The organism is Bradyrhizobium erythrophlei (genome assembly GCF_900129505.1).
Classification (GTDB): domain Bacteria; phylum Pseudomonadota; class Alphaproteobacteria; order Rhizobiales; family Xanthobacteraceae; genus Bradyrhizobium; species Bradyrhizobium erythrophlei_D.
Map to the genome: position 1 here is coordinate 2,784,247 of NZ_LT670818.1, position 23,265 is coordinate 2,807,511.

At 63.6% G+C, this 23,265-nt stretch carries 22 protein-coding genes; 5 read left to right on the forward strand and 17 right to left on the reverse strand.

Annotated features, from left to right (window positions below):
- Nucleotides 1-16: 16 nt before the first annotated feature.
- The 10 genes from B5525_RS12875 to B5525_RS12920 all read right to left on the reverse strand — a co-directional run bounded on the left by B5525_RS12875 (nt 17) and on the right by B5525_RS12920 (nt 12,444).
- Nucleotides 17-1,003, reverse strand: coding sequence for an ABC transporter ATP-binding protein (locus B5525_RS12875; RefSeq protein ID WP_079566344.1), 987 nt, complete (start codon nt 1,001-1,003; stop codon nt 17-19).
- The gene (locus tag B5525_RS12880) at nt 1,000-2,013 is read right to left on the reverse strand and encodes an ABC transporter ATP-binding protein (RefSeq protein WP_079566345.1); all 1,014 of its coding nucleotides are present in this window, start codon (nt 2,011-2,013) and stop codon (nt 1,000-1,002) included. Before B5525_RS12880 ends, B5525_RS12875 begins: the two co-directional genes overlap by 4 nt.
- Nucleotides 2,013-2,906: an ABC transporter permease gene (locus B5525_RS12885; protein WP_079566346.1), complete on the reverse strand. Its 894-nt coding sequence runs from the start codon at nt 2,904-2,906 to the stop codon at nt 2,013-2,015. Before B5525_RS12885 ends, B5525_RS12880 begins: the two co-directional genes overlap by 1 nt.
- An 8-nt stretch (nt 2,907-2,914) precedes the next feature.
- Nucleotides 2,915-3,862 (reverse strand): ABC transporter permease, encoded by a 948-nt coding sequence (locus B5525_RS12890; protein ID WP_079566347.1) that lies wholly within the window; start codon nt 3,860-3,862, stop codon nt 2,915-2,917.
- Nucleotides 3,863-3,906: 44 nt separating this feature from the next.
- The gene (locus tag B5525_RS12895) at nt 3,907-5,505 is read right to left on the reverse strand and encodes an ABC transporter substrate-binding protein (protein WP_079566348.1); all 1,599 of its coding nucleotides are present in this window, start codon (nt 5,503-5,505) and stop codon (nt 3,907-3,909) included.
- Between the two features lie 160 nt (nt 5,506-5,665).
- Complete coding sequence (locus B5525_RS12900; RefSeq protein ID WP_079573295.1) at nt 5,666-6,589, reverse strand: 3-keto-5-aminohexanoate cleavage protein; 924 nt, start codon at nt 6,587-6,589, stop codon at nt 5,666-5,668.
- A gap of 31 nt (nt 6,590-6,620) precedes the next feature.
- The gene (locus B5525_RS12905; RefSeq protein WP_079566349.1) at nt 6,621-7,568 is read right to left on the reverse strand and encodes a 3-hydroxyacyl-CoA dehydrogenase; all 948 of its coding nucleotides are present in this window, start codon (nt 7,566-7,568) and stop codon (nt 6,621-6,623) included.
- 18 nt (nt 7,569-7,586) lie between these two features.
- Nucleotides 7,587-10,106 carry a branched-chain amino acid ABC transporter ATP-binding protein/permease gene (locus B5525_RS12910; protein WP_079566350.1) on the reverse strand — a complete coding sequence of 840 codons (2,520 nt, stop codon included), beginning with the start codon at nt 10,104-10,106 and terminating at the stop codon, nt 7,587-7,589.
- 10 nt (nt 10,107-10,116) lie between these two features.
- Nucleotides 10,117-10,995, reverse strand: coding sequence for a branched-chain amino acid ABC transporter permease (locus B5525_RS12915; protein ID WP_079566351.1), 879 nt, complete (start codon nt 10,993-10,995; stop codon nt 10,117-10,119).
- Nucleotides 10,996-11,187: 192 nt separating this feature from the next.
- The gene (locus tag B5525_RS12920; protein ID WP_079566352.1) at nt 11,188-12,444 is read right to left on the reverse strand and encodes an ABC transporter substrate-binding protein; all 1,257 of its coding nucleotides are present in this window, start codon (nt 12,442-12,444) and stop codon (nt 11,188-11,190) included.
- 201 nt (nt 12,445-12,645) lie between these two features.
- Between B5525_RS12920 and B5525_RS12925 the strand changes: the two genes are divergently transcribed.
- Nucleotides 12,646-13,344, forward strand: coding sequence for a GntR family transcriptional regulator (locus B5525_RS12925; RefSeq protein WP_079566353.1), 699 nt, complete (start codon nt 12,646-12,648; stop codon nt 13,342-13,344).
- Between the two features lie 29 nt (nt 13,345-13,373).
- Entirely contained in the window at nt 13,374-14,150 is a 777-nt protein-coding gene (locus B5525_RS12930) for an SDR family oxidoreductase (protein WP_079566354.1), read from the forward strand.
- Nucleotides 14,151-14,166: 16 nt separating this feature from the next.
- Here B5525_RS12930 and B5525_RS12935 read toward each other — a convergent pair whose 3' ends face one another.
- Entirely contained in the window at nt 14,167-15,306 is a 1,140-nt protein-coding gene (locus B5525_RS12935; protein ID WP_079566206.1) for an IS630 family transposase, read from the reverse strand.
- Between the two features lie 46 nt (nt 15,307-15,352).
- Between B5525_RS12935 and B5525_RS12940 the strand changes: the two genes are divergently transcribed.
- The 3 genes from B5525_RS12940 to B5525_RS12950 all read left to right on the forward strand — a co-directional run bounded on the left by B5525_RS12940 (nt 15,353) and on the right by B5525_RS12950 (nt 17,988).
- Nucleotides 15,353-15,610, forward strand: a complete 258-nt coding sequence (locus tag B5525_RS12940) for a LexA family protein (protein WP_154073816.1) — start codon at nt 15,353-15,355, stop codon at nt 15,608-15,610.
- A 156-nt stretch (nt 15,611-15,766) separates the two neighbouring features.
- The gene (locus tag B5525_RS12945) at nt 15,767-17,194 is read left to right on the forward strand and encodes an extracellular catalytic domain type 2 short-chain-length polyhydroxyalkanoate depolymerase (protein ID WP_154073181.1); all 1,428 of its coding nucleotides are present in this window, start codon (nt 15,767-15,769) and stop codon (nt 17,192-17,194) included.
- 119 nt (nt 17,195-17,313) lie between these two features.
- Nucleotides 17,314-17,988, forward strand: a complete 675-nt coding sequence (locus B5525_RS12950; protein WP_079566356.1) for a spermidine synthase — start codon at nt 17,314-17,316, stop codon at nt 17,986-17,988.
- A 19-nt stretch (nt 17,989-18,007) separates the two neighbouring features.
- Here B5525_RS12950 and B5525_RS12955 read toward each other — a convergent pair whose 3' ends face one another.
- The 6 genes from B5525_RS12955 to B5525_RS12975 form a co-directional block, all read right to left on the reverse strand.
- A complete protein-coding gene (locus tag B5525_RS12955) occupies nt 18,008-18,847 on the reverse strand; it encodes a sulfite exporter TauE/SafE family protein (RefSeq protein WP_079566357.1) in 840 nt (279 codons plus the stop codon).
- A 369-nt stretch (nt 18,848-19,216) separates the two neighbouring features.
- Complete coding sequence (locus tag B5525_RS12960) at nt 19,217-20,389, reverse strand: thiolase family protein (protein WP_079566358.1); 1,173 nt, start codon at nt 20,387-20,389, stop codon at nt 19,217-19,219.
- Nucleotides 20,390-20,536: 147 nt separating this feature from the next.
- Nucleotides 20,537-21,586, reverse strand: a complete 1,050-nt coding sequence (locus B5525_RS12965) for an HD-GYP domain-containing protein (RefSeq protein ID WP_079566359.1) — start codon at nt 21,584-21,586, stop codon at nt 20,537-20,539.
- Nucleotides 21,587-21,600: 14 nt separating this feature from the next.
- On the reverse strand, nt 21,601-21,771 hold the full coding sequence (locus B5525_RS43835; RefSeq protein ID WP_154073182.1) for a hypothetical protein: 171 nt from the start codon (nt 21,769-21,771) through the stop codon (nt 21,601-21,603).
- Between the two features lie 12 nt (nt 21,772-21,783).
- On the reverse strand, nt 21,784-22,086 hold the full coding sequence (locus B5525_RS12970; protein WP_079566360.1) for a PilZ domain-containing protein: 303 nt from the start codon (nt 22,084-22,086) through the stop codon (nt 21,784-21,786).
- Nucleotides 22,087-22,127: 41 nt separating this feature from the next.
- Complete coding sequence (locus B5525_RS12975; protein WP_172899864.1) at nt 22,128-23,225, reverse strand: DUF2336 domain-containing protein; 1,098 nt, start codon at nt 23,223-23,225, stop codon at nt 22,128-22,130.
- Between the last annotated feature and the right edge of the window lie 40 nt (nt 23,226-23,265).

Consider the following 23,265-nt stretch of genomic DNA (forward strand, 5'->3'; position numbering starts at 1 on the left):
AGGGGAGCGATGGAGTTCAGTTCTCCCGCCCCGTGCCCTCATTGAGGAAACACGCCACCCGATGCTGTCCGCCGAATTCGGCCAGCTCAGGCCGTTCAACCTTGCAGCGCTCCATCGCGTAGCGGCAGCGGGTGTGGAAGGCGCAGCCGGAGGGCGGATTGATCGGGCTCGGGACGTCGCCGTCGATCAGCGGCACCAGGCGCTTTGCCCTGGGATCCGCCACCGGAACGGAGGCCAGCAGCGCCTGCGTATAGGGATGCCGGGGATTAGCGAACAGCGCGGTCTTGTCGGCGATCTCGACAATGCGGCCGAGATACATCACGGCGACGCGGTGGCTGATATGGGCGACGACGGCGAGGTCGTGCGCGATGAACAGATAGGAAAAGCCGTGCTTGCGCTGCAGGTCGATCAACAGATTGATCACCTGGGCCTGGATCGACACGTCGAGCGCCGATACCGGTTCGTCGCACACGATCAGGCTCGGCCCGAGCGACAACGCGCGCGCGATGCAGATGCGCTGGCGCTGGCCGCCGGAGAACTGATGCGGATAATTTGTCATCTGGTCCGGCCGCAAGCCGACCTGCTCGAACAGCTCGGCGACGCGCTGGCGCTTCTTGTCGCCAGAGGCGAGACCATGCACGGTCAGCGGCTCGCCGACGATGTCGCCGGCGGTCATCCTCGGATTGAGGGAGGCAAACGGGTCCTGGAAGATGATCTGCATCGAACGGCGATGCGCCCGCAGGCTCGCCTTGCCGAGATGGGTGATGTCCTGCCCATTGAGCCGGATGCTGCCGCCGGTCGGCTCGACCAGTCGCAGGATCGAGCGTGCCACCGTCGACTTGCCGCAGCCGGACTCTCCGACCATCCCCAGCGTTTCTCCGACGCCGATCGCAAAGCTGACGCCGTCGACGGAATGTACCTGGCCGACCGTGCGACGCAGGATGCCGCTGCGCACCGGATAGTACTTTTTCAGGTCGGTTACTTCGAGGAGCGCGTCGCTCATAACGGCCCCGCCAATTCCCCTGCGCGCCAGCAGGCCGCCAGATGGTCGGCGCCGTAATCCTGCAGCGGCGGATATTCCTCGTGGCAGCGCGGCAGCGCCATGCCACAGCGCGGCGCGAACGCGCAGCCCTTCGGCAAGTTTGTCAGCGAGGGCACCATGCCGGGAATCTCGGTCAGGCGGACATCGGTGTTCGCGCCGGGCAAGGGCACGGTCGGGATCGAGGCCATCAGGCCGCGCGTATAGGGGTGTCTCGGATTGGCGAACAGGGTTTCGACATCCGCCTCCTCGACCTTCCTGCCGGCATACATCACGATGACGCGCTGCGCGGTCTGGGCGACCACGCCGAGGTCGTGCGTGATCAGGATCAATCCCATGCCGAGCTGCTTCTGCAGGTCGAGCACCAGCGCCAGGATCTGAGCCTGGATGGTGACGTCGAGCGCGGTGGTCGGCTCGTCGGCGATCAGGAGCGCCGGCCGGCAGGCAAGCGCCATCGCGATCATCGCGCGCTGGCGCATGCCGCCGGAAAGCTGATGCGGATATTCGCTCGCGCGCCGCTCGGGCTCGGGGATCCTGACCAGCCGCAGCATCCTGACGGCCTGCTCCCACGCTTCCTTCTTTGTCATCTCTTGATGCAGCCGCACCGCTTCGGTGATCTGGTCGCCGATCCGCATCACCGGGTTGAGCGAGGTCATCGGCTCCTGGAAGATCATCGAAATTCGGTTGCCGCGAACCTCGCGCATCGCGTTCTCGTCCAGCGCGAGCAGGTCGGTCCCTTCGAGCATGATCGAGCCGCCGACGATCCGCCCCGGTGGATCGGGCACCAGCCGCAAGATCGACAACGCGGTCACGCTCTTGCCGCAGCCGGATTCGCCGACGATCGCCAGCGTCTCGCCGCGGCGGACATGGAATGAAACGTCGTCGACCGCTTTGAACAGCCCGGAATTCGTGAAGAATACCGTCTGCAGGTTCTTCACGTCGAGAACCGTCGCTTCCATGGCTGGCTCGCTCATCAGCCGCGCTGCCTCGGATCGAGGATGTCGCGCAGTGCGTCGCCGAACAGATTTGTGCCGAAGACTGCGAGGCTGATGGCGATGCCGGGGAAAATCACCAGCCACGGCGCGGTGCGGACATATTCCGCAGCCGATTCCGACAGCATCCGGCCCCAGGACGGATAGGGCTCGGGAATGCCGAGGCCGAGGAACGACAGCGAGGCTTCGGTGAGAATGGTGGAGCCGAGCTGGGCGGTGGCGAGCACGATCAGCGGCGCCAGCGTATTGGGCAGGACATGGCGCAGCGCGATCCGCGTCTCGCTCATGCCGATCGACTTGGCGGCTTCGACGAAGGGAAGCTCGCGCAGCGCCAGCGTGTTGGCGCGGATGACGCGGGCCACCGTCGGGATCAAGGGAATGGCGATCGCGATGATCACGTTGGGAAGTGTTGGCCCCAGCGCCGCCGTCATGATCAGCGCCAACACCAACAACGGCAGCGCCTGCAGGATATCGGTGACCCGCTGGAACACCAGATCGACCCAGCCGGAGAGATAACCCGACGCGAGACCGATGGTGACGCCGAACAGCGAGCCGAGCGCGGTCGAGCCGATACCGACCGCAAGCGAGATGCGCGCGCCGTGGATGATGCGGCTCCAGACGTCGCGGCCGAAGGAATCGGTCCCCATCCAGTGCCGCCAATCGGGATGGGCGAGTGCGTGCGCCGAATCGACGCTGAGCGGATCGTAGCGGCAGATCAGGTCGGCGAACCCCGCCGCCCACACGAACAGCAGCATGAAGAACAGGCCGATCGTGCCCAGCATGTGGCGCTGCGCGAGGAAGACGAGCCTGCGCCAGCCCTGCGTCGCGTTGGCGCCGGCGCGTCTTAACTCGTTATCGTAATTGATCGCGGCCAAGTCGCCTCCTAGTCCGTGTACCTGATCCGGGGATCGACCAGTGCATAGAGCATATCGACCGTGAAGTTCGCGAGCACGACGACCACCGCGATCAGCATCACCAGGTTCTGCACGATCGGATAGTCGCGCCAGCGGATCGCCTCGACCAGGAAGCGGGCAACGCCGGGGATATTGAAGACGGTTTCGGTAACGATCAGGCCGCCGATCAGGAACGCCGCCTCGATGCCGATCACGGTGATCACGGGCAGGATGGCGTTCTTCAGCGCATGGCGATAGTTGACGGAGCCTTCCGACGCGCCCTTGGCGCGCGCGGTGCGGATATAGTCCTGCCGCAGCACCTCCAGCATCGAGGAGCGCGTGATGCGCATCGTCAGCGCCGCGCTGCGAAAGCCGACCGCCATCGCCGGTACGCAATAGATCGCGATTGCCTCGCTCCAGGTTTTCGGGTTCGGGTTGAAGATGGGCATGGTTCCGAACAGGGAGACGGAGGCCATCAGGATCAGCAGGCCGAGCCAGAAGGAGGGCAGCGACAGTCCGCTCAGGCTGACGACACGCAGGAAATAGTCGAGCCGCGTGCCCTGCCTCACCGCGCTGATGACGCCTAAGGGAATACCGATCGACGCGGAGAAGCACAGCGCCAGCCCCGCCAGCCGCGCCGTGATCGGAATCCGCGGCAGGATCTCGTCGAGCGCCGGCTTCTCGGAGACAAAGGAATAGCCGAGGTCGCCGTGCAGCAGGCCGCCGATCCAGTGCAGATATTGCATGACGATCGGTTGATCGAGCCCGAGTTCGCGCTCCAGATTGGCCTTGTCGGCGGGGTCGACATAGCCGGCGGCGGCAAACAGGATGTCGACGATGTTGCCGGGCACGATGCGCAACAGCACGAAGATGATGACCGAGATCCCGAACAGGGTCACCAGCATCAGGACGAGGCGCCGCACGATATAAGCAAACACCTGGCTGATCTCCGTTTAGCCGCTGGACCGCTTCGCGCCGGCTGTCACTTGTCCAGCCACACATCCTCGTAGCGATAGCCGTTGTAGGAGCTGTTGGTCATGACGGTGACGCCCTTGACGTAGGGCTGCCAGCACGTGCCGGTGTGGGCATGGAAGATGATCGGCCGGGCGACATCCTCCTGAAGCTTCTTGTCGATGTCCCAGACCAGCTTCCTGCGCTTGGCGATGTCGGTCTCCTGGGATTGCTCGTCGAACAGCTTCTCGATTTCCTTGTTGCAGTAATTGGTGTAGTTGCGCTCCGAGCCGCAGGAATAATTCTCGTAGAACGACTGGTCGGGATCATCGACCGAATTCCCTGTCAGGTTCAGGCCGAGCGCATAATCCTTGCGTGCGATCTTCGGGAACCAGTTGGCGGTCTCGACGACGTCGAGTTCGCCGTCGATATAGATGCTCTTGAGCTGGTCGATCAGGATCACCGCGGGATCGCGGTAGACCGGGATGTTGCGCGTCGACACCTTGACCGCGAGGTGCTTGTCGGGGCCATAGCCTGCTTTCTGCATCAGCTTGCGCGCCTCCTCGCGGTTGGCGTTCACGTCGGGACCGTAGCCTGGAATGGTCTCCAGCATGTCCTTCGGCATGCCCCAGAAGCCGGCCGGCGGCGGCAGCATGGTGCCGCCGACATCCGCCTCGCCCTCGAACAGGATCGAGATAAAGGCCTTGCGATCGAGCGTCAGCGCCAGCGCGCGACGGATATCGAGATTGTCGAACGGCGGCGCTGACGAGTTGACGATGATGTTGGTGCTGACATTGTTGGGTGCGACCACGCAGACCGCGTTCGGCGCCTGCGTCTTGATGTCCTTGAGCAGCGGGATCGAGACCTCGGTCGGAAACGTCATGTCGAATTTGCCGGCGACGAATGCCAGGATCGCGGTCGAGCGGTTCGGGATGATGGTGAACTCGATGCCGTCGAGATGCGGCAGGCCCTTCTTGAAATAATCAGGATTGCGGGTGAGCTTGATGGATTCGTTGGCCTTGAACTCGACGAACTCGAACGGGCCGGTGCCGATCGGATGGGTGCGCATTTCCGCTGGTGACACATGGCAGGGATAGACCGGCGTATAGCCGGAGGCGAGCATCGCCAGCAGCGCCGGCTGCGGCCGCTTCAAATTGAACGCGACCTCGAAATCGCCTGGCGTGGTGACGTCGTTGACGAATTCGTACCAGCTCTTGCGCGGGTTCTGGCGGAATTTCTGCGTCGACTTGCCCATCAGCATGTCGAAGGTGCATTTGACGTCGGCGGATGTGAACGGCTTGCCGTCATGCCATTTGACGCGCTGCCGCAATTTGAAGGTCAGCGTCTTGTTGTCGGCGCTCCAGGCCCAGCTCTCGGCCAGATCCGGAACGATCGAATCCATGCTGTTTTGCGCCACGTCCTGCTTGTAGACGACGAGGTTGTTGAACACCGGCATGAAAGGAACGTTGACCGAATAGGTCGCGCCCTCGTGGATCGAGGCGCTGCCGGGGCTGTCGCGGTGATAGATCCGGAAGATGCCGCCCTGCTTGGGTTCGGCCGCGAGCGCGATCGACGAGATCGCCAGCAAAGATAGCGCCACTGCTACGGCGAGCGGCTGCACGCTCCGCATGGTTCCCTCCCTCGAACTTTCGGCCTCATGCGGGCCAATTTATCGAACGATAGCATGGCGGGACGTTCGCGCAACACGCGAAGGCGGCGGCCCGCATTGGCAATTTGGCCTAATGCGGCGTCGTGCGGCAGAACAGCGCAGTTACGCCTCCCGCAATGCGTCACACTTCCAGCTTGTCGCCGCCTTTGAGATGGAGAATTTCGCGGGCCTCCTCGGATGTCGCCACCTCGAGTCCGAGACCCTCGATGATCTTGCGGGCGAGCGTCACCTGTTCGGCGTTCGAGGCCGCCATGCGGCCCGGCGCCGCCCATAGCGAATCTTCCAGCCCGACGCGGACATTGCCGCCCATGGCGGCCGCCATCGCCGCGATCGGCAGCTGGTTGCGGCCCGCGCCGAGCACCGACCAGACCATCTTGTCGCCGAACAGCCGGTCGGCGGTGCGCTTCATGTGCAGCACGTCCTCAGGGTGAGCCCCGGTACCGCCCTGCAGGCCGAACACCGTCTGCACGAACAGCGGCGGCTTCACCATGCCCTGTTCAAGGAAGTAGTTCAGATTATAGAGGTGCGCGGTGTCGTAGCATTCGAACTCGAAGCGCGTGCCGGTCTCCGACAGCGTCTTCAGCACGTATTCGATGTCCTGGAAGGTGTTGCGGAACACGATGTCCTTGTTCTGCAGATGCTTGAGCTCCCAGTCGTGCTCGAATTTCTTGAAGCGGTTGAGCATGCCGAAAAAAGCAAAATTCATCGAGCCCATGTTGAGCGAGGCGACTTCCGGCTTGTAGACTGCGGCGGGGCGGACGCGCTCGTCCACCGTCATGGTCGGCGCGCCGCCGGTGGTGAGGTTGATGACGCAGTTCGAACGCTGCTTGATGATTTTCAGGAACGGCGCGAAGGCCTCGGGGCTCTGGTCGGGCTGGCCGGTCTTGGGATTGCGGGCGTGCAGATGCACGATGGCGGCGCCGGCCTCTGCCGCGTCGACCGCGGCGTCGGCGATTTCCTGCGGCGTCACCGGCAGCGCCTTCGACATCGAGGGGGTGTGGATCGCACCGGTCACGGCACAGGTGATGATGACTTTGCGGCTCATGTTCTTGCTCTCATTCTTCTGGATCGTCATTTCATGATCTGTCGTTCTGGGCGGCCTTGTGCGCGGCCAACGCTGCCAGCCGCTCATTGCGCCGCTGCGTCAGGTCGGCGATCCGCTCCGGCGCCGGCTGATGCGGCCAGGCCGCGATCACCCGGTCGACATTCGGGCTTTGATAGACTTCGGGGCCGGCAGCGGATGCGGCTAGCTCCTTGTAGAATCCGGTATAGCGCGCGCAATAATCGGGGATGCCGCCGGGCGCGTTGAGCTCGATGGTCTCGAACGGACCGAGGAAAGACCAGCGCAAGCCAAGGCCGTCCTTCACCGTGTGATCGAGATCGTCCGCGGAGATAAAGCCTTCGCCGACCAGCCGAAACGCTTCGGCGAGCAGCGCGCCCTGCAGCCTGTTCAGGACAAAGCCGTTGATCTCGCGGCTGATGGTGACAGGCACTTGCCCGATCTCGCGATAGATGTTACGCGCCCGGTCGATCGCCTCGGGCGAGGTCCATGGCGCGCCGCAGAGTTCAACCAGCGGCACCAGATGCGGCGGATTGACGGGATGGCCGATCAGGCAGCGCGCCCGGCCCGGCAGCGTTTCCGTGAAGCGCGATGCCACGATGGCCGAGGTCGAGGACACCAGCAGCGCGCTCGGTGGCGTCAGCCGGTCGAGCTGGGCAAAGATCGCCCGCTTGTCCTCGACTTTTTCCGGTCCGTTCTCCTGGATGAACTCGACGTCGAGCACGGCCTCCTGCAGGCTTGCCGCGACCGAGACCCGCGTCATCGCGCCATCGGGATCGGCGGCGAGGCCATGGCGCGCCAGCGCGTGCAGTTCGTCGCGGATCAGCCGGGGTGCTGCCTTCAGAGTCGGGATATGCGGATCGGTCAGCCGCACGTTCCAACCGGCGCGGGCGAAGATCGCGGCCCAGGCGCGTCCGATCAGACCGGCGCCGACGATGGCGACGTTACGTTCACTGCTTGCCATTCTGTTCTCACAACTCCCTTACAGCCAGAGCACCTTGCGCCGCAGATCGAGATCGTCCTTCAACGCCCTGGAGGGTCCCTCGTGGATCACCCGGCCGCGTTCCAGCGCCACCGTGGTATCGGACAACGCCAGCGCCAAATCGAGATTGTGATCGACGATGATGATGGCGATTTCCTTGCGCAGGCGGTCGAAGGTCTCGAATAATTGCTCCACCACGGTCGGCGCAAGCCCTTCGAAGGGCTCGTCGAGCAGCAGGAGGCGCACGTCGCCCGACAGCGCGCGGGCGACCGCAACCATCTGCTGCTCGCCGCCGGAGAGATAATCCGCGGGACTGTCAAGCCGTTCGGCAATGCGCGGGAAATATTCGTAGATCCGCTCCCTTGTCCAGTGCACGCCGTTGCCGGTCTGGCGCTTCAGGCCGCCGAGCTCGAGATTCTGCTCCACGCTCATGCCGGCGAATAGGCCGCGGCCCTGCGGCACATAGCCGATGCCGAGCCGCGCGGATTCCGCCGAGGAGAGCCCGATCAGCTCATGGTCGGAGAGCTTGATCGATCCGTTCGAGGCCGGCGCGATCCCGATCAGCGTTTTCAACAGCGTCGACTTGCCGGCGCCGTTGCGGCCCAGCAGCGCGATGATTTCGTTTTCATGCAGCGTGAAGCTGACGTCGTTCAGGATATGGCTCTTGCCGTAAAACGTGTCGATGTGGCTTGCCGTCAACAGGGAGCTGATTCGGGCGGCGGTCTCGCGCGGCCGCGCGGCGACTTCGGTGGCACCGGAGCCGATATAGACTTCCTGCACCCTGGCGCTGCTGCGGGCGTCCTCGACCGAGCCGTCGAGCAGCACCCGGCCTTCGTTCATCACCGTGACCTGGTCGGCGAGCTGAAACACCCGGTCGATGTCGTGTTCGACCAGCAGCACCGGCAAATCGGACGAGATGCGCTTGATGATGGCGCCGATGCGCTCGCGTTCGGCGGCCGCGAGGCCGGCGAGTGGCTCGTCCAGCAGCAATACGCGCGGCGCGGTGGCGAGCGCCACCCCCATGTCGAGCAGGCGCTGGCCGCCATAGGACAGCATGCCGGCTTCGGCCCCCTCGATGCCGGCGAGACCGAGATAGCGGATCACGGCGTCGGTCTCGGCGTTGATCGCCTCGATCGACAAGGCCTTGGTCAGCGGATCGAAGCGGCGGGGATGCCGCGCCTGCACGGCGAGGCGGATGTTTTCCCCGACGCTGAGCGCTGGAAACAGATTGGTGATCTGGAACGAGCGGCCGATGCCGGCGGTGGCGATCTCCTCCGGCGTACGACCGGCGGTCGGCCTGCCCAGCAGCGACACCGTGCCCTCGTCCGGCGCATACATGCCGGACAACAGGTTGAACGCGGTGGTCTTGCCGGCGCCGTTGGGACCGATCAATGCGTGCAGCGTGCGGTCGGCGACGGCGATATCGACGCCTTGCACCGCCCTGATGCCGCCAAAACTCTTGAAGATGTGATGCGCGGCGAGCACCGCGCCGTCGATGTGAGCTTTCGGCCGCAGGAATTCAGGCAGCGGCAGCACTTCGATGCGCCGCGCCGACATCGCGGCGTCCTCGATGGTCTTCTTGCGGAACGGCGCCAGCAGCCGCTCGCCGACGCCGACGAGACCGGTCGGCGAGAAGACGATGAAGGCGACGAACACCAGGCCGAACCAGAACAGCCAGTTCTCGGTATAGATGCCCAGGAATTCGCGGAACAGGATGAAGAACAGCGCGCCGAGCGCGGGGCCTAAGAAACTGCGCATGCCGCCGATCACGACCATCGCCAGCAGGTCGCCGGAAAACGACACCGAGATCGGGTCGGCCGAGGTCATACGGTTCTGGTACAACAGGAGAATGCCGGCAAGCCCGGTGATACCGGCCGACAGCAGAAACGCCAGGAGCTTGTAGCGGTTGGTCGGATAGCCGAGGAAGCGCGCGCGCTGCTCGTTCTCGCGGATCGCGACCAAAACGCTGCCCACGGTCGAATTGTGGAACCGCCACAGCAGAATCAGCACGGCGAACGCGATCAGTGCCACCAGCCAGTAATAGTCGGTGGAGGATTCCAGATTAAAGCCGAGCAGCATCGGCCGGGTGATGCCGCCAAGGCCATTCTCGCCGCCGGTGACTTCGGTCCAGCGAAACGACACCGCATAGAGCATCGCGGCCAGCGCCAGCGTCAGCAGCGAGAAGTAGACGCCGCGCCGCCTTAGGATCAAAAAGCCGAAGGCGGTGGCGACCACCATGACGATCAGGACGCCTGATATAGTCGGGCCGAAGAACGAATCTTGCATCAGATTGCGCTGGATCAGCGCCGCGGCGTACGCAGCCAGGCCGAACCAGGCGCCGTGGCCGAACGAGACCAGGCCGGTATGTCCGACCAGGATATTCAGCGCCATGCAAGCCGTGGCATAGACCACGACTTCGGTGGCCGAGGTCATGGTGAGGCCGAGCGCGAGCAGCACCGGCGGTAGCAGCAGCAGCCCGAACGCGGCCAGCAACAATGGAATGGGCAGGCGTTTCAGCATCCGCGGCGCCTCACTCGAACCGCAGGATGCGTTCGCCGAACAGGCCGCGCGGCCGGAACAGCAGCACCAGAAGCATCAGGAGATAGATCGCCGCGGTGGAGGCGGCGGAATAGCCGATCCCGACCATGACGCCCTTGACGAGTCCGACCAATAGCGCCGCGGCGACCACGCCCCAGAACGAGCCGAGCCCGCCGATCACCACGACCACGAAGGCCGGCGTGATGATCTCCTGGCCCATCGCGGGATGGATCGAATAGATCGGCGCCAGCAGCACGCCGGCCAGTCCCGCAAGACCGATGCCGAGCGCGGCCACCGCCGACATATAGGGCTGCAGCGAGATGCCGAGCGCGCCGACCATGTCGGGGTTCTGCACGCCGGCACGCACCACCCGGCCGAACGAGGTTTTCTGTAGCAACAGCCACAGCAACGCGATGCAGGTCGCGGCGATGCCGAGCAGCACCACGCGGTAGAACGAATAGATGAAGCTGCCGAGGAAGACCTGGCCGCGCAGCCAGGGCGGGATCGAGTAGGACAATGGCGGTGCGCCGAAGATCATCCGCAGGCCCTGCTCGGCCACCATGGCGAGGCCGAAGGTCATCAGCAGCGAGAGGATGGGATCGGAGCGATAGAAGCGGCGGAACAGCGTGCGCTCGATCACCACGCCGAGCAAGGCCACCGCCACGGGCGCGGCAACGAACGAGCCGCCAAAGCCCAGCCAGGGCGACAGCACCAGCGTCAGGTAAGCCCCGATGGCATAGAACGCGCCATGGGCAAGATTGACGATGCCGCCGAGCGAGAAGATCAGCGACAGCCCGAGCGCGATCAGAAGGTAATAGACGCCGTCGAGCAGCCCGTTGAGGACTTGCTGCGCTAACAACATGGCGGACATGGTTTTGGTCCCGACCAAAGATTTGAAGGGTCTGAAAGCGTCATTCGGGATCCAATGTCGCGCGAATGTGCCAATGCCGTCATTCCGGGGCGCGTCGAAAGAAGCGAACCCGGAATCTCGAGATTCTCCGATGTGCAATTGCACATCGCAGTTCGATGCTTCGCATCGCCCCGGAATGACGGCTCAATGCGCTCACGTCCCGAACGTGCAGCTGTTCTCTTCCTTGGTCGCCGCGATCACTTCGAGGTCTTCGTCCGGGCCCGGCACCGCCGGGCTCGAGGCGAAAATGTCCCACTGGTTTTTGATCTTGTCGGCGGGAAGTGCTGTGACCGCGTACATTTCGTGCATCAGCTGGTGATCGGAGGCGCGGAAGTAGCCGGGCCGGGTCTTCAGCAGATCGAATTTGGCGCCTTTTTCGAAGTGCTCGATGATCTTGGTCGAGTCGGCCGATTTCAGTTCGTTCACGGTCTGCGCCACGATCTTGGTGGCGATGTAGTCGCCCCAGGCCTGGTTCTCCGGCGGCTTGTTGTATTTCTTGGTGAAGGTCGCGACGAACGCCTTGGTGCCGGGCGTATCGAGCAGATGATGCCAGACCACCGGCCATGTGCCGACGAAATTGCCCTTGCCGGCGGCCCAGGCCAGCGCGGTGTCGAAGCCGAAGCCGCCGACCGGGAAGGTCAGCCCGAACTCGGCATATTGCTTGAGGAAATTGGTGATCTGGTTGCCGGCGAGGTTGATCACGACCAGGTCTGGCTTGGCCTCGCGGATCTTCAGGAGATAGGCGGAGAAATCGGTGGCGTCGGTCGGCACCAGATCGTCGCCGGCGAAATTGCCGCCATTGGCTTCCATGAAGCGCTTTGACACCTTCAGGAGGTCATGGCCGAAGGCATAGTCCGCCGTCAGCGAATACCACTTCTTGCCCTTGACCAGGCCGTCGCGCAGGAAGGAACGGCCGACGGTTTTGACATACATCGAATTCTGCGATTCGACGTGGAACATATAGCGCTTGCAATCGGAGCCGCGCAGCGCGTCCGAATTGCCGCCGGTGTTGATGTAGAGCACCTTGTTGCGTTGCGCGACCTGCGCGATGGTCAGGCACGAGGCCGACGAAATCTCGCCGATGATGCAGGCGACCTTGTCGCGCTCGATCATGCGCTCGGCCTTGGTCGAGGCGGTCTGCGGATTGACCGAATCTTCCTTCAGCACCTCGACCTTGCGCCCCATCATGCCGCCGGAGGCGTTGATTTCCTCGACCGCAAGGTCGACCGCCATCACGGCATATTCGCCGAGCGGGCCGAGAAAGCCGGTGCGCGGCGTCAGATGGCCGATCCTGATGACGTCGGCGGTCTGGGCGCGCAAAATCGCCGGTGCGGAAATCCCCGACACCAACGCGATGCCGCCGGCGGTCTTCAACAGCCTGCGGCGGGTGAATTGAGTGTGGTCTGACATCAGCCTTGGTCTCCCTGATACGGCCGCGACGCGGCTGTTTCCTCTCCCGGCCGGCGCCAGCGCTGTTTTGTAAGGGAGCGCTTTGTCTCGCTTGCCGTGATCTGTGATCACAGTTAGAGTTGCAAAAGACCGGGCCCTTGTCGAGTCCTCCTCGGGAAAATCCTTCCCGGGAAAATTTTGGGCCCACCCGGGAGGCACGCGTTGAATTTGCCCGCCGCGCTCAATCTAGTGGAGCCGCTCGACCGTCAGACGCTCGGCGAGCGCGCCTACGCGAAGTTGGCGGATCTGCTGATTTCCGGCCGGCTGGCGCCGGGCGAGAAATTATCGCTGCGCGCGGCCGCCGACGTGCTTGGCGTCTCCATCATGCCGGTACGCGAAGCGGTGTCGCGGCTGGTCGCCGACAAGGCGCTGGAGGTGACGCCGAACCGCGCGGTGCGCGTGCCGCTATTGTCGGCGGCGCAGTTTCGCGACCTCACCAAGGTACGCATCGCCATCGAGGGTCATGCGGCCGAGCAGGCCGCCGCAAATCGTGACAACAATGACCTGTTGTCGATCGCGGGCGCGGAAGAGGCGATGCGGGCGGAGAGCGAATCCGCCACGCCGGATTTGCCGCGCGCGGTCGAACTCAACAAGACCTTTCACTTCGCGGTCTATGACGCGGCCCATTCGCCGATCCTGGTGGAGATCATCCGCGCGCTCTGGCTAAAGGCCGGCCCCGTGATCAATCTCGATCTGCGCGCCAATCCCGAACGGCTGGCGAAGGGACATGCGATCAAATGTCACGCCGATGTGCGCAGGGCGATCGCCGCCGGCCACGGTGCCATGGCGCGCGAGGGCATCGCCGCCGACATCAGCGACGCGGCGGAATTCATTCTTTCTCGCGGCGGTCTCGCCGGCTGAATCATCCAAAAGAACAGCGCGGAGCGGTCATGGATCTCGATATCAAGGGTTTGCGCGTGCTGGTCACCGCAGGGGGCAACGGCATCGGGCTTGCGATCGCGCGCCGCTTCGCGGCCGAAGGCGCCAGGGTTCACACCTGCGACGTCGATGCAACGGCGCTGGCCGCGCTGGCGAACAGCGATCCCGCGATCTCCTCGACGCCGTGCGACGTCTCCGACCGCAAGGCGGTCGCAAACCTCTTCGCCGAGGCATTGACAAAACTCGGCGGCCTCGACGTGCTGGTCAACAATGCCGGCGTCGCTGGGCCGACCTCGAAGGTCGAGGAGATGAATCCGGAAGACTGGGACCGCTGCCTGGACATCTGCCTGACCGGGCAATTCAACAGCACGCGGCTCGCGGTGCCGCATCTGCGCCACAGCAAGAACGCCTCGATCGTCAACATCTCGTCCGCCGCCGGCCGGCTCGGCTTTGCGATGCGCACGCCCTATGCGGCGGCGAAATGGGGCGTGATCGGCTTTTCGAAATCGCTGTCGATCGAACTGGGGCCGGACAATATCCGCGTCAACGCCATCCTGCCCGGGCTCGTCGCCGGCGACCGCCAGCGCCGGGTGCTGGAAGCCAAGGCGCAGCAGCGCGGCATCTCCTACGCCGAAATGGAGCGCACGGCGTTTTCCTACACCTCGATCAAGGACTATGTGACGCCGGAGCAGATCGCCGACCAGATCCTGTTCTTGTGCAGCCCGCGCGGCAGGACGATCTCGGGGCAGGCGATCTCGATCTGCGGCGATACGCAGATGCTGGGCTAGTAGTACCGCACAGTGATTATGATTCATTGGGCGAGGGCGTTTTAGAGCCTTCCGAGGGATAGGCACGGCCCATTTTGGCGCGGGCTTTCTCGGTTGTGAACATCCATTTGATGCGGGCGCGTGAAGCGTTGCGCTGCCGCTCCCAGGCGGCGATCTCGGATACGAGTTGTTGCCGGTTGTCGATGCGTCTGTCCAGACACTGACTGCGCAGCACGCCAATCTCGATCTCCACCATATTCAGCCAGCTGGCGTGCTTGGGGACGTAGTGGAACTCCAGCCGGCGCAAGATGCGTCGCGCCTCGGCCGGCGGGAAGGCTTGGTAAAGCGCGCCGACTGAGTGGGTCGATAGATTGTCCAACACGACCCGGATGCGCTCTGCCTTTGGGAAGTGAACATTGGCGAGTTCGCGCATGCAGGCGGCGAAGTCGACCGCAGCGCGGCTGTCAGTGACTTTGACCTTGCGCCAGGGCCGGTGCACGTCGAGGAAGATGAACAGGTTGACCGTGCCATTGCGCTTGTACTCACAATCGTAGCGCTCAAGTTGGCCCGGCGCGGCTGGGATCGGCTGGCGGACTTCGCCGATGAGCTGGGTTGGGCTCTCGTCGAAGCAGACCACCGGGCGCTTCGAATCGGGCTGTTCGGCATAAAGGTCGAGCACATCCTCCATGCGGGCGACGTACTCGCCGTCGACCTGCGGAATGCACCACATGTCCTTGCGCCAGGGCTTGAGGTCGTTTTCAGCCAGGCGCCGGCGCACAGTCTCTCGGGAGATGTCGTCGTGCTCGGTGAGCCTGACCAACTCGCCCGCCAGGAGTTCCAGGGTCCAACGCGCCCGGCCTTTGGGTGGGCTCGAACAGGCCGTCGCAACCAGCAGGGCTTCCTCCTTCCCTGAGAGCTTGCGGGCCGCTCCGGGGCGCGGCTCCTCGCTCAGCGCCGCCTCCAGGTTGCCGAGCACGAAGCGGCGCTTGGTCCGGTAGATAGTCGAGCCGCTTGCGCCGACACCGGTGGCGATTGCTTCGTCGCTCGCGCCTGCATCGGCAGCCAGTAAAATCTGCGCTCGCTTGAGCTTGCGCGCGGCGTGCTTGCCGCCACTCAAAAGCGCTGTGAGTTCTGCCCGCTCGGTTTGGCTCAGTTCGACCCGATAGCGTACATTCATCCCTGCCTCCTCGCTCGTGTGAGGCTTGGACGAACAGCTGAATCGGATGGCCGGCGTGAGTCCCGCTGCAAAAAACTTCACGCCCAAGCAAGGGCAGTATCTGGCGTTTATCCACCTCTACACGCGGCTGCATCGCAGGCCGCCGGCGGAAGCCGACATGCAAGAATATTTTCGCGTCAGCCCACCATCCGTTCATCAGATGGTGCTGACGCTCGAACGGGCAGGTTTCATCAGACGGCAGCCGAGGGTCGCCCGCAGTATCGAACTCCTCGTTGATCCTCAGCAGCTTCCCGAGCTACTTTGATCCAGTATTCAACCCGTCAAATTCACCGTGCAGCGGTACTAGATTGTCAGCCACCAATCCGTGATTGGCACCGGTGGCCGCTATTGGCGATACTACCTCCGCGAGCAATCGATAAAAAGATATTTAAACTAGCGATCTGCCCCCGGGAGGTGTCTCGTGAAGGTTTCAGGGTCGTTCCGGACAGCCATTGCCATGGCCTGCGCGGCGTTTGCCGCGGGTCCGGCGCTGGCCGAGCCGCCTGTCGTGCTGTCCGGCTACAATGCCGACATCAGTCAAAGTTCGATCTCGGGTATCTCATCCGGCGCGTTCATGGCCGTGCAGTTCGGCACCGCCTGGTCTTCGGTGATCAAGGGTGTCGGCATCGTCGCCGGCGGCCCCTATTGGTGCGCCAAGGCCGACACCGACGATTTCATCAACGGCTATACGCTGCCGTTGATGGCCGCGAAGGGACCCTGCGGCACGCCGGGGCCACCGTCCGCGATGAGCGACTTCTTCGCGAAGGCCGAGACGAAATCGGCGTCCGGCGATATCGATCCCTTGCAAGGGCTGAGCCGGCAGAAAATATATGTCTTTCACGGTTATAACGACACCGTGGTCGCGCGATCGGTGACCGATGCGGCGGTCGACTTCTATCGCCATTATCTTGGCGATACCAACCGCGGCAACCTCTACTATCAATCTATGATCGGGGCTGGTCATGCGCTGGTGGTTGCGAAGGAACCGCACGGCGCCGGCATCAACGATTGCAACGCCAATGCCGGCCCGTTCATCGATGCGTGCGGCTACGATCAGGCTGGAATCATCCTGCAGCATATTTACGGGACGTTGAATGCGCCGAACCGGGGCCAGTTGAACGGCACCGTCAAGCGCTTCGACCAGTCGGTTTACACCAAGCCCGATGATCCCGTCGGGCTGAGCCTGGCCGACGCCGGCTACGTCTTCGTTCCCAGGGAATGCGAGGATGGCGCGGCGTGCCGCGTCCATATCGCCCTGCACGGGTGCCTGCAGGATACCGGCGATGTCGATCGGCAGTTCATCGACGATACCGGCTACAATGCCTGGGCGGACACCAATCGCCTGATCGTGCTGTATCCGCAGGCGGCCAAGAGCTGGCTGCCCTATAATCCGCTGGGATGCTGGGACTGGTGGAGTTACATCGATCACGAGGACAGCTACGTCACGAAGTCCGGATTGCAGATCAAGACGATCAAGGCGATGCTCGACGCGCTGACCGCGCGTGCCACACCGGCGCTGACGCCGGCGCCGGCGCCCGATGCCGCGCCGACCGGGCTGACTGTTATCGACACCTCGGACACCGGCGCGGATCTGGTGTGGACGCCGATCGCGGGTATCGCGGCCTACCGCATCTCGCGTGCGGGCGCTGACGGCCAGTTCGCGGCGGTCGGAGATACGGCAGGTCCCGGTTTCGGCGATTCGGGGCTGAGCCCGCGATCCGCTTATCGCTGGCGCGTCTCGGCCGTCGTCAACGGCGTCGAAGGCCCGGTCTCCACCGAAGTCTCCGCCACTTCAAGGCCCAGTCCCGCGCCGTGCGAAAATCCAGGCAACTGCCCGATCGATAAGTGACCGGCGTTCTGCGCGGCCGCAAAATATTGGGCCCTGCGCGATCAGACCAAAACGCTGTGACGCGTTTTCTTGACGCGAACCGGTATCCACTTTGCTCGAAAACGCGATAGAAGCATCGCATGATTCCATGGTTGCAACTAGATACGACGCGTGTGCCGGGGGCAGAGGTCGAACTTCGCTTGATGCGAAGGGGAACGGAATTCTCGATGATGCTGGGTCCGAACGAGCTGATGAACAGCCGGCTCAGCGGATCCGAGGAGGCGCTGGCCACGCTCGCCTGCAAGAGGCTGGAGGCCGGCAAGGCGGCGCATCTGTTGATCGGCGGACTGGGCATGGGTTTCACGCTCCGTGCCGCGCTCGCGGTGCTGGGATCCGAAGCGCGCATCACGGTGGCCGAACTTGTGCCTGCCGTGATCGCCTGGGCGAGAGGTCCGATGGCGGGCATTTTCGGCGACAGTCTGAGCGACCCGCGCGTCCACATTCGCGAGGCCGATGTCGCCGATGTGATCGGGGCGCGCGCGTCCGCGTTCGATGCGATTCTGCTCGATGTCGACAACGGCCCGGAGGGATTGATCCGCAAGGCTAACGACGCGCTCTATGATGCGAAGGGATTGAAAGCGATCCGCCGGGCGCTGCGGCCGGGCGGCGTGCTCGCCGTGTGGTCGTCGGGACCGCATCCCGCCTTCACCAAGCGGCTTCGCGATGCCGGCTTTGACGTCAACGAAGTCAATTTGCGCGCCACCACCAGGCGCAGCGGCGCACGCCATGTCATCTGGTTTGCGACGAAGTCGTGAGCCTGCCGGAACCCGCCTGTCAGCGGTGGGTGGTGCTCTGCGCCACGGCGCCGACGATCGAATTCGTCCATGGCCATTCGCTGGAGGCGAGTTTTCCCGCGACCAGGACCAGGGTCACCGCCAGCAGCAGCCGCAGCGCCATTTCCGGCACGCGGGTGGCGAAGTAGCTGCCGATCACGATCCCGGGCAGCGAGCCCATCAGCAGCACGGCCATCAGATGCCAGTCGATCGCGCCGAGCGCCCAGTGCCCGATACCCGCAACCAGCGTCAGCGGCACCGCATGGGCAATGTCGGAGCCGACGATGCGCGACATCGGCAGTTGCGGATAGAGCAGCAGCAACGCGGTCACGCCCACGGCGCCGGCCCCGACCGATGAAATCGAGACCAGCACGCCGAGCGCGGCCCCGACCAGCACGGTCGCGCGCGCGATGGTATGCTCCTCGAGCCGCTCCATTCGCCAGCGAAGCCTTTCCATGATGGCCTTGCGGAAGATCAGCGATGCCGCCGTCAGCATCAGCGCAAAGGAGAGCACGATGTTGACCAGGCTGCGCGCGGCGGCGCTGTCGAGATCGAGCTGCCACAGAACAAGGAGCGTCAGGATGCTGGCCGGGATACTGCCGCTGGCGAGCCGGATCACCGCGGGCCAGTGGATGCTGCGCGCCCAGCTATGTACGAGGCTGCCGCCGGTCTTGGTAGCGGCGGCATAGAGCAGATCGGTGCCGACCGCGGTCGAGGGATGAATGCCGAACAGCAGGATCAACAGCGGCGTCATCAGCGAGCCGCCGCCCACGCCGGTCATGCCGACAAGCAGTCCGACGCCGAAACCCGATGTGACATAGAGCGGATCGATTACCGGCATCGGGCGCGCCTGCACTCACGCTTGGTCATCGAACAGGTTCCCTCGTTGGCTCGCGCGGAACGGCGGCCGGATCGTTCAGCATATGTTCAGGTAGGATCATGCCTGCGATGACGGCAAGAGGGCGGCGGAAAAAAGAATGTTACTTGCGTTGATCGGGACAGGGTAGGAATTCCTCCCAGCAAGCCGGCGAGTGGCGGTGATAGCGGCCTGTCGGAACCCCGCCGGCAAAGGCTTCCAAATCGGGTGCTTTGATTGTGCTCGGCCTGATCGAACCATCAAAAGAAATAGCGCGGCGGATGGTTCCGCCGCGCTGCTGTCTTTCTGGGCGCCGGCGGCACGCTTCCCGCCGCTTCGTGCCGAGGCTTATGCTCAGCTGTAGATTTCGAACAGGCCGGCGCCGCCCTGGCCGCCGCCGATGCACATCGTCACCACGCCCCACTTCGCCTTGCGCCGGCGGCCTTCCTGCAGGATGTGGCCAGTCAGACGCGCGCCGGTCATGCCGAAGGGATGGCCGATCGCGATCGAGCCGCCGTTGACGTTGTACTTTTCGGGATCGATGCCGAGCTGGTCGCGCGAATAGAGGCACTGGCTGGCGAACGCCTCGTTGAGCTCCCACAGATCGATATCCCCGATCTTCAGGTCATGACGCTTCAACAGCTTCGGCACCGCGAAGACTGGGCCGATGCCCATTTCGTCCGGCTCACAGCCCGCCGCCGCCCAGGCGACGAAGCGGCCGAGCGGATGGAGGCCGCGCTTTTCGGCATCCTTGGCTTCCATCAGCACCACGGCCGCCGCGCCATCCGAAAGCTGGCTGGCGTTGCCGGCGGTGATGTATTTGCCCGGTCCCCTGACCGGTTCGAGCCTCGCGAGACCTTCCAGGGTCGTCTCCGGGCGGTTGCACTCGTCGCGGTCGACCACATAGTCGACGATGCTCTCGGCCTTGGTAGCCTTGTCGACCACCTTCATCCTGGTCTTCATCGGGACGATTTCGTCCTTGAACTTGTTGGCCTGCTGGGCGGCGGCCATGCGGCGCTGCGATTCCAGCGAATACTCGTCCTGGTATTCGCGGCTGAGCTTGTAGCGCTCCGCGACGATATCGGCGGTGTCGATCATCGCCATGAAGATGTCGGGCGCCGTCTTGAGCAGGTCCGGATCGACCACTTCCTTCGGCAAGGGACCGCCGGGGACCGAGATGCTTTCCACGCCGCCGGCGACGATGCATTCGGCGCCATCCGAACGGATCGAGTTGGCGGCCATCGCGATGGTTTGCAAGCCCGAGGAGCAGAAGCGATTCACCGATACGCCACCGGTCGACTTCGGCATGCCCGCGAGCAGCGCGGCCTGGCGGCCGATATTGGGCGCGCCATGCGCGCAATTGCCGAGATAGCAATCCTCGACATATTCCTTGTCGACGCCGGCGCGCTCGACGGCGTGTTTGATGGCGTGGGCCGCCATCGACATCGGCGGGGTGATATTGAACCCCCCGCGGCCGGATTTCGCCAGCCCGGTACGGGCATAAGAAACAATGACGGCTTCACGCATTTTTTTGATCTCCCCTGGAACTGGCCGATGATGCCTCGCGAAGGGCTGTAATCGTACATAATTCCAGCGGGGGCAATGAAAATACCGCGGGTTTGGGTTTCCGGCTGGCGGAATTAGTCGGCGGCGCGGCAGATTGTCCGCGCGTCACTACCGGTTCAAGGCGACGCTCTTGAACGCCGTCACCAGCGGCATCTCGAGCTTGTCTTGCATGCCCGTGAGGATGTCGAAGGCCTGGGCCCGCGACATCGGCGGCTTGTATCGCCGATCCTCGATCAGCGCGGAGAAGATATCGGAAATGGTCAGGACCCGGACGAGGTCGGCTATATCGGCAGCGCTAAGGCGATCGGGATATCCGCTGCCGTCAAGATATTCATGGTGGTGCCTGACCGCGTCCAGGATCTCCGGGGATATCCCGCCGGCCCCCTTCAGCGCATCATATCCCGCCGCCGCATGGGTTTCGATAAGAGCCCGTTCCCGGTCATCTAGTCGCCCGGGCTTGTCCAGCACGGCGGACGGGATCTTGGCTTTGCCGACGTCATGAAACATGGCTGCGGTAGACAGGCGTTCCAGGTCGGCTCTCGCCAGTCCCAAACTCAATCCAAAAGCCGCGGCTGTGCCGGTTACCAGCAGGCAATGCTGGTAGGTACCTTCGTGGTGGCGCCGTACCGTTTCCAGCCAGTGGGTAAAGCCGTTTTCGCCAACCGCATCGGCGATCTTCGCGGCGGCGCGTTTTGCTTCGGCTGCGTCGACCTGTTGGCCGGTCGCGACGCGGGAGAACATCGAATCAAGACAGACCGCGCCTTCCAACGCGGCTTCGCGCGCAACCCGATCGGCATCTCCGGCGGGTTCGGGTGGTTTGCCGGGACCGCCCAGGGCCGCGAGCAGAGTCGGCTGATTTACGGGATTGAACAATACATGCGTCGCGCCCAGTGCATATGCCTGAGCGGCATCCAGCCGCGCCTTCTGATCGACGACGAAAACCTTTCGCCGGGCGGATTTGAAGGCCGTCGATACCGTCTTGAGGGCGGCGATGTTCTCGGCGTTCCGGAGATCGGCAGCGGCGATCATCGCGTCGCAGTCCTGCGGCAGGCGATCCTTGCCATAAAGCAGAGTGGAAGTGATCACATGCCGCGAACCGAACAGCGGACGCAAGTCCGAAATCTTGTTCGGGTGGTCGGCGACAATGTGCACCAGCATCGAAGTGTGCTTTTCTATTCGGTCGGATTCCTGATGAGATTGAAAGCAAGCACCTTGTGGCCGCGCCATGAATTGAGCGCATGGCCGCAGACCTCGCAGTCAGCGCTATCTTCAACCCAATCGGTGATTTCGAATTCGACCTGCTCGTAGACCGCTTCGCACTCGCATTTGATGATGATTGCCATGTCGGGGGCCCTCTAACCTCGGACGGCTTTTTTCGACTTCGGCGCCGGTGCCTGCAGGAATCCGACGCCGATCTGATCGCCCGCCACCCGCACCAGTTTGCAGCGACGATACGCAAGACCTGTCGATGACAGCAAAAGGAAGAACTCCTTGAGGTCCAGTCCTTCGAAGGATCCTTCGATGCGCAGGCGCGCGCCTGTTTGCGACACATCGAACATCATGCAGTCCCGGCGCCAGGTGCCGTCAATTCCCATGATTTGAACGTCAATGCCGCGTTCGAAATCAACACGCCCGCTTTTTCTGTCTCCGAAGGCCATTGGTGCAATCCGATTTGTCGTAAAATTTGTGGATGGCGGTTTCAGGCGCTCCGCGCGCTGACCTCCCGGACCTGCCAAAATCGAAGCAGGCGCTGGGCGTTGGGTTTCGACAATTTCGCGAAATCAATCTTGAGCTTCTCCTGTCCCGGCTTCGGGGCGGAGCCGGGCGGGAGTTTGCTCGCGAGAATGGCGCTGACGGTTTCCCATTCGCAGCCGGCTACCTTGCAGGGGATCAGGAGACCGTCGTCTCTCGGGCTGTTCATGACAGCCTTGATGATCTCGAGCGATGCCGACGACAGCAGCGACAAAGCCGCCGTCGCCTCTTCAAATTTGCGGCTGCGCGCGAATTCGAACAACGTGTCTTGGTCAAGCTCGCCTTGTTCCCACAGCAGACCCACAAAGGCCCTGGCCGTCTGGTAGTCGCGGGGCTTGCTCGATTCCCTGTCGACCGCATCCGAGGCAATTCGCAGCGCGAGACGGACTTCGTCCTGGAGTTCGGGAGGGGCTCGAGAAAGAAGCTTCGACCGGACGGCCTCGGTTGCGCGCATCAGCAGCTCGCGCAGCAGCTGGAGCGGAAGATCGAGCCGCAGCCCCGTCTTCTCCGCCAACTTCTCGTCGTGTTCGGACGCCTTGAGCAGGGCGGCAAAGCCGGTCTCGGACAGTTCGGCGCCCGAATTGCCGGCAACAATGTGCTTAACCGCGTTGTTGCCGCGGTTTAGCAGAACGTCGGTGACGTCGGCTTCGATGCGGGCGCGCCCGGAAATGGCCAGCAGATGGTCCTGCCCCCTGGTCTGGGCAATCTCGACGAGGTCGCGCGTCGTCAGTCTGGTCGAATTGGTGAGCACCGGTCCCGCAACCGCAATCGCCTCGTGCCGGGCCAGCCGAAGCGTGACATCCAGCGGCGCATTCTCGACCGGCGCCAGACGAGCGCTGATCTCCGCCAGCGTCCTGGTTTCGATTCGGTTGATCAGATGTACCAGGACCTGGTCGAACACGCCGATTTGCTGGTCGTTCAGACGATCGGCATCGTTCAGGAAAAGATCGGTGACGCGACGCAGCATATCGACGCGTTTGTCGGACGACCCGTTGCGCAGGACGTCGTCGAGTTCGTCAAATAGGGAGCGTTCGCAACTCGTCATAATCCACAACCCGAACCCAAGGCAGCCGGCGTCGTTGCCG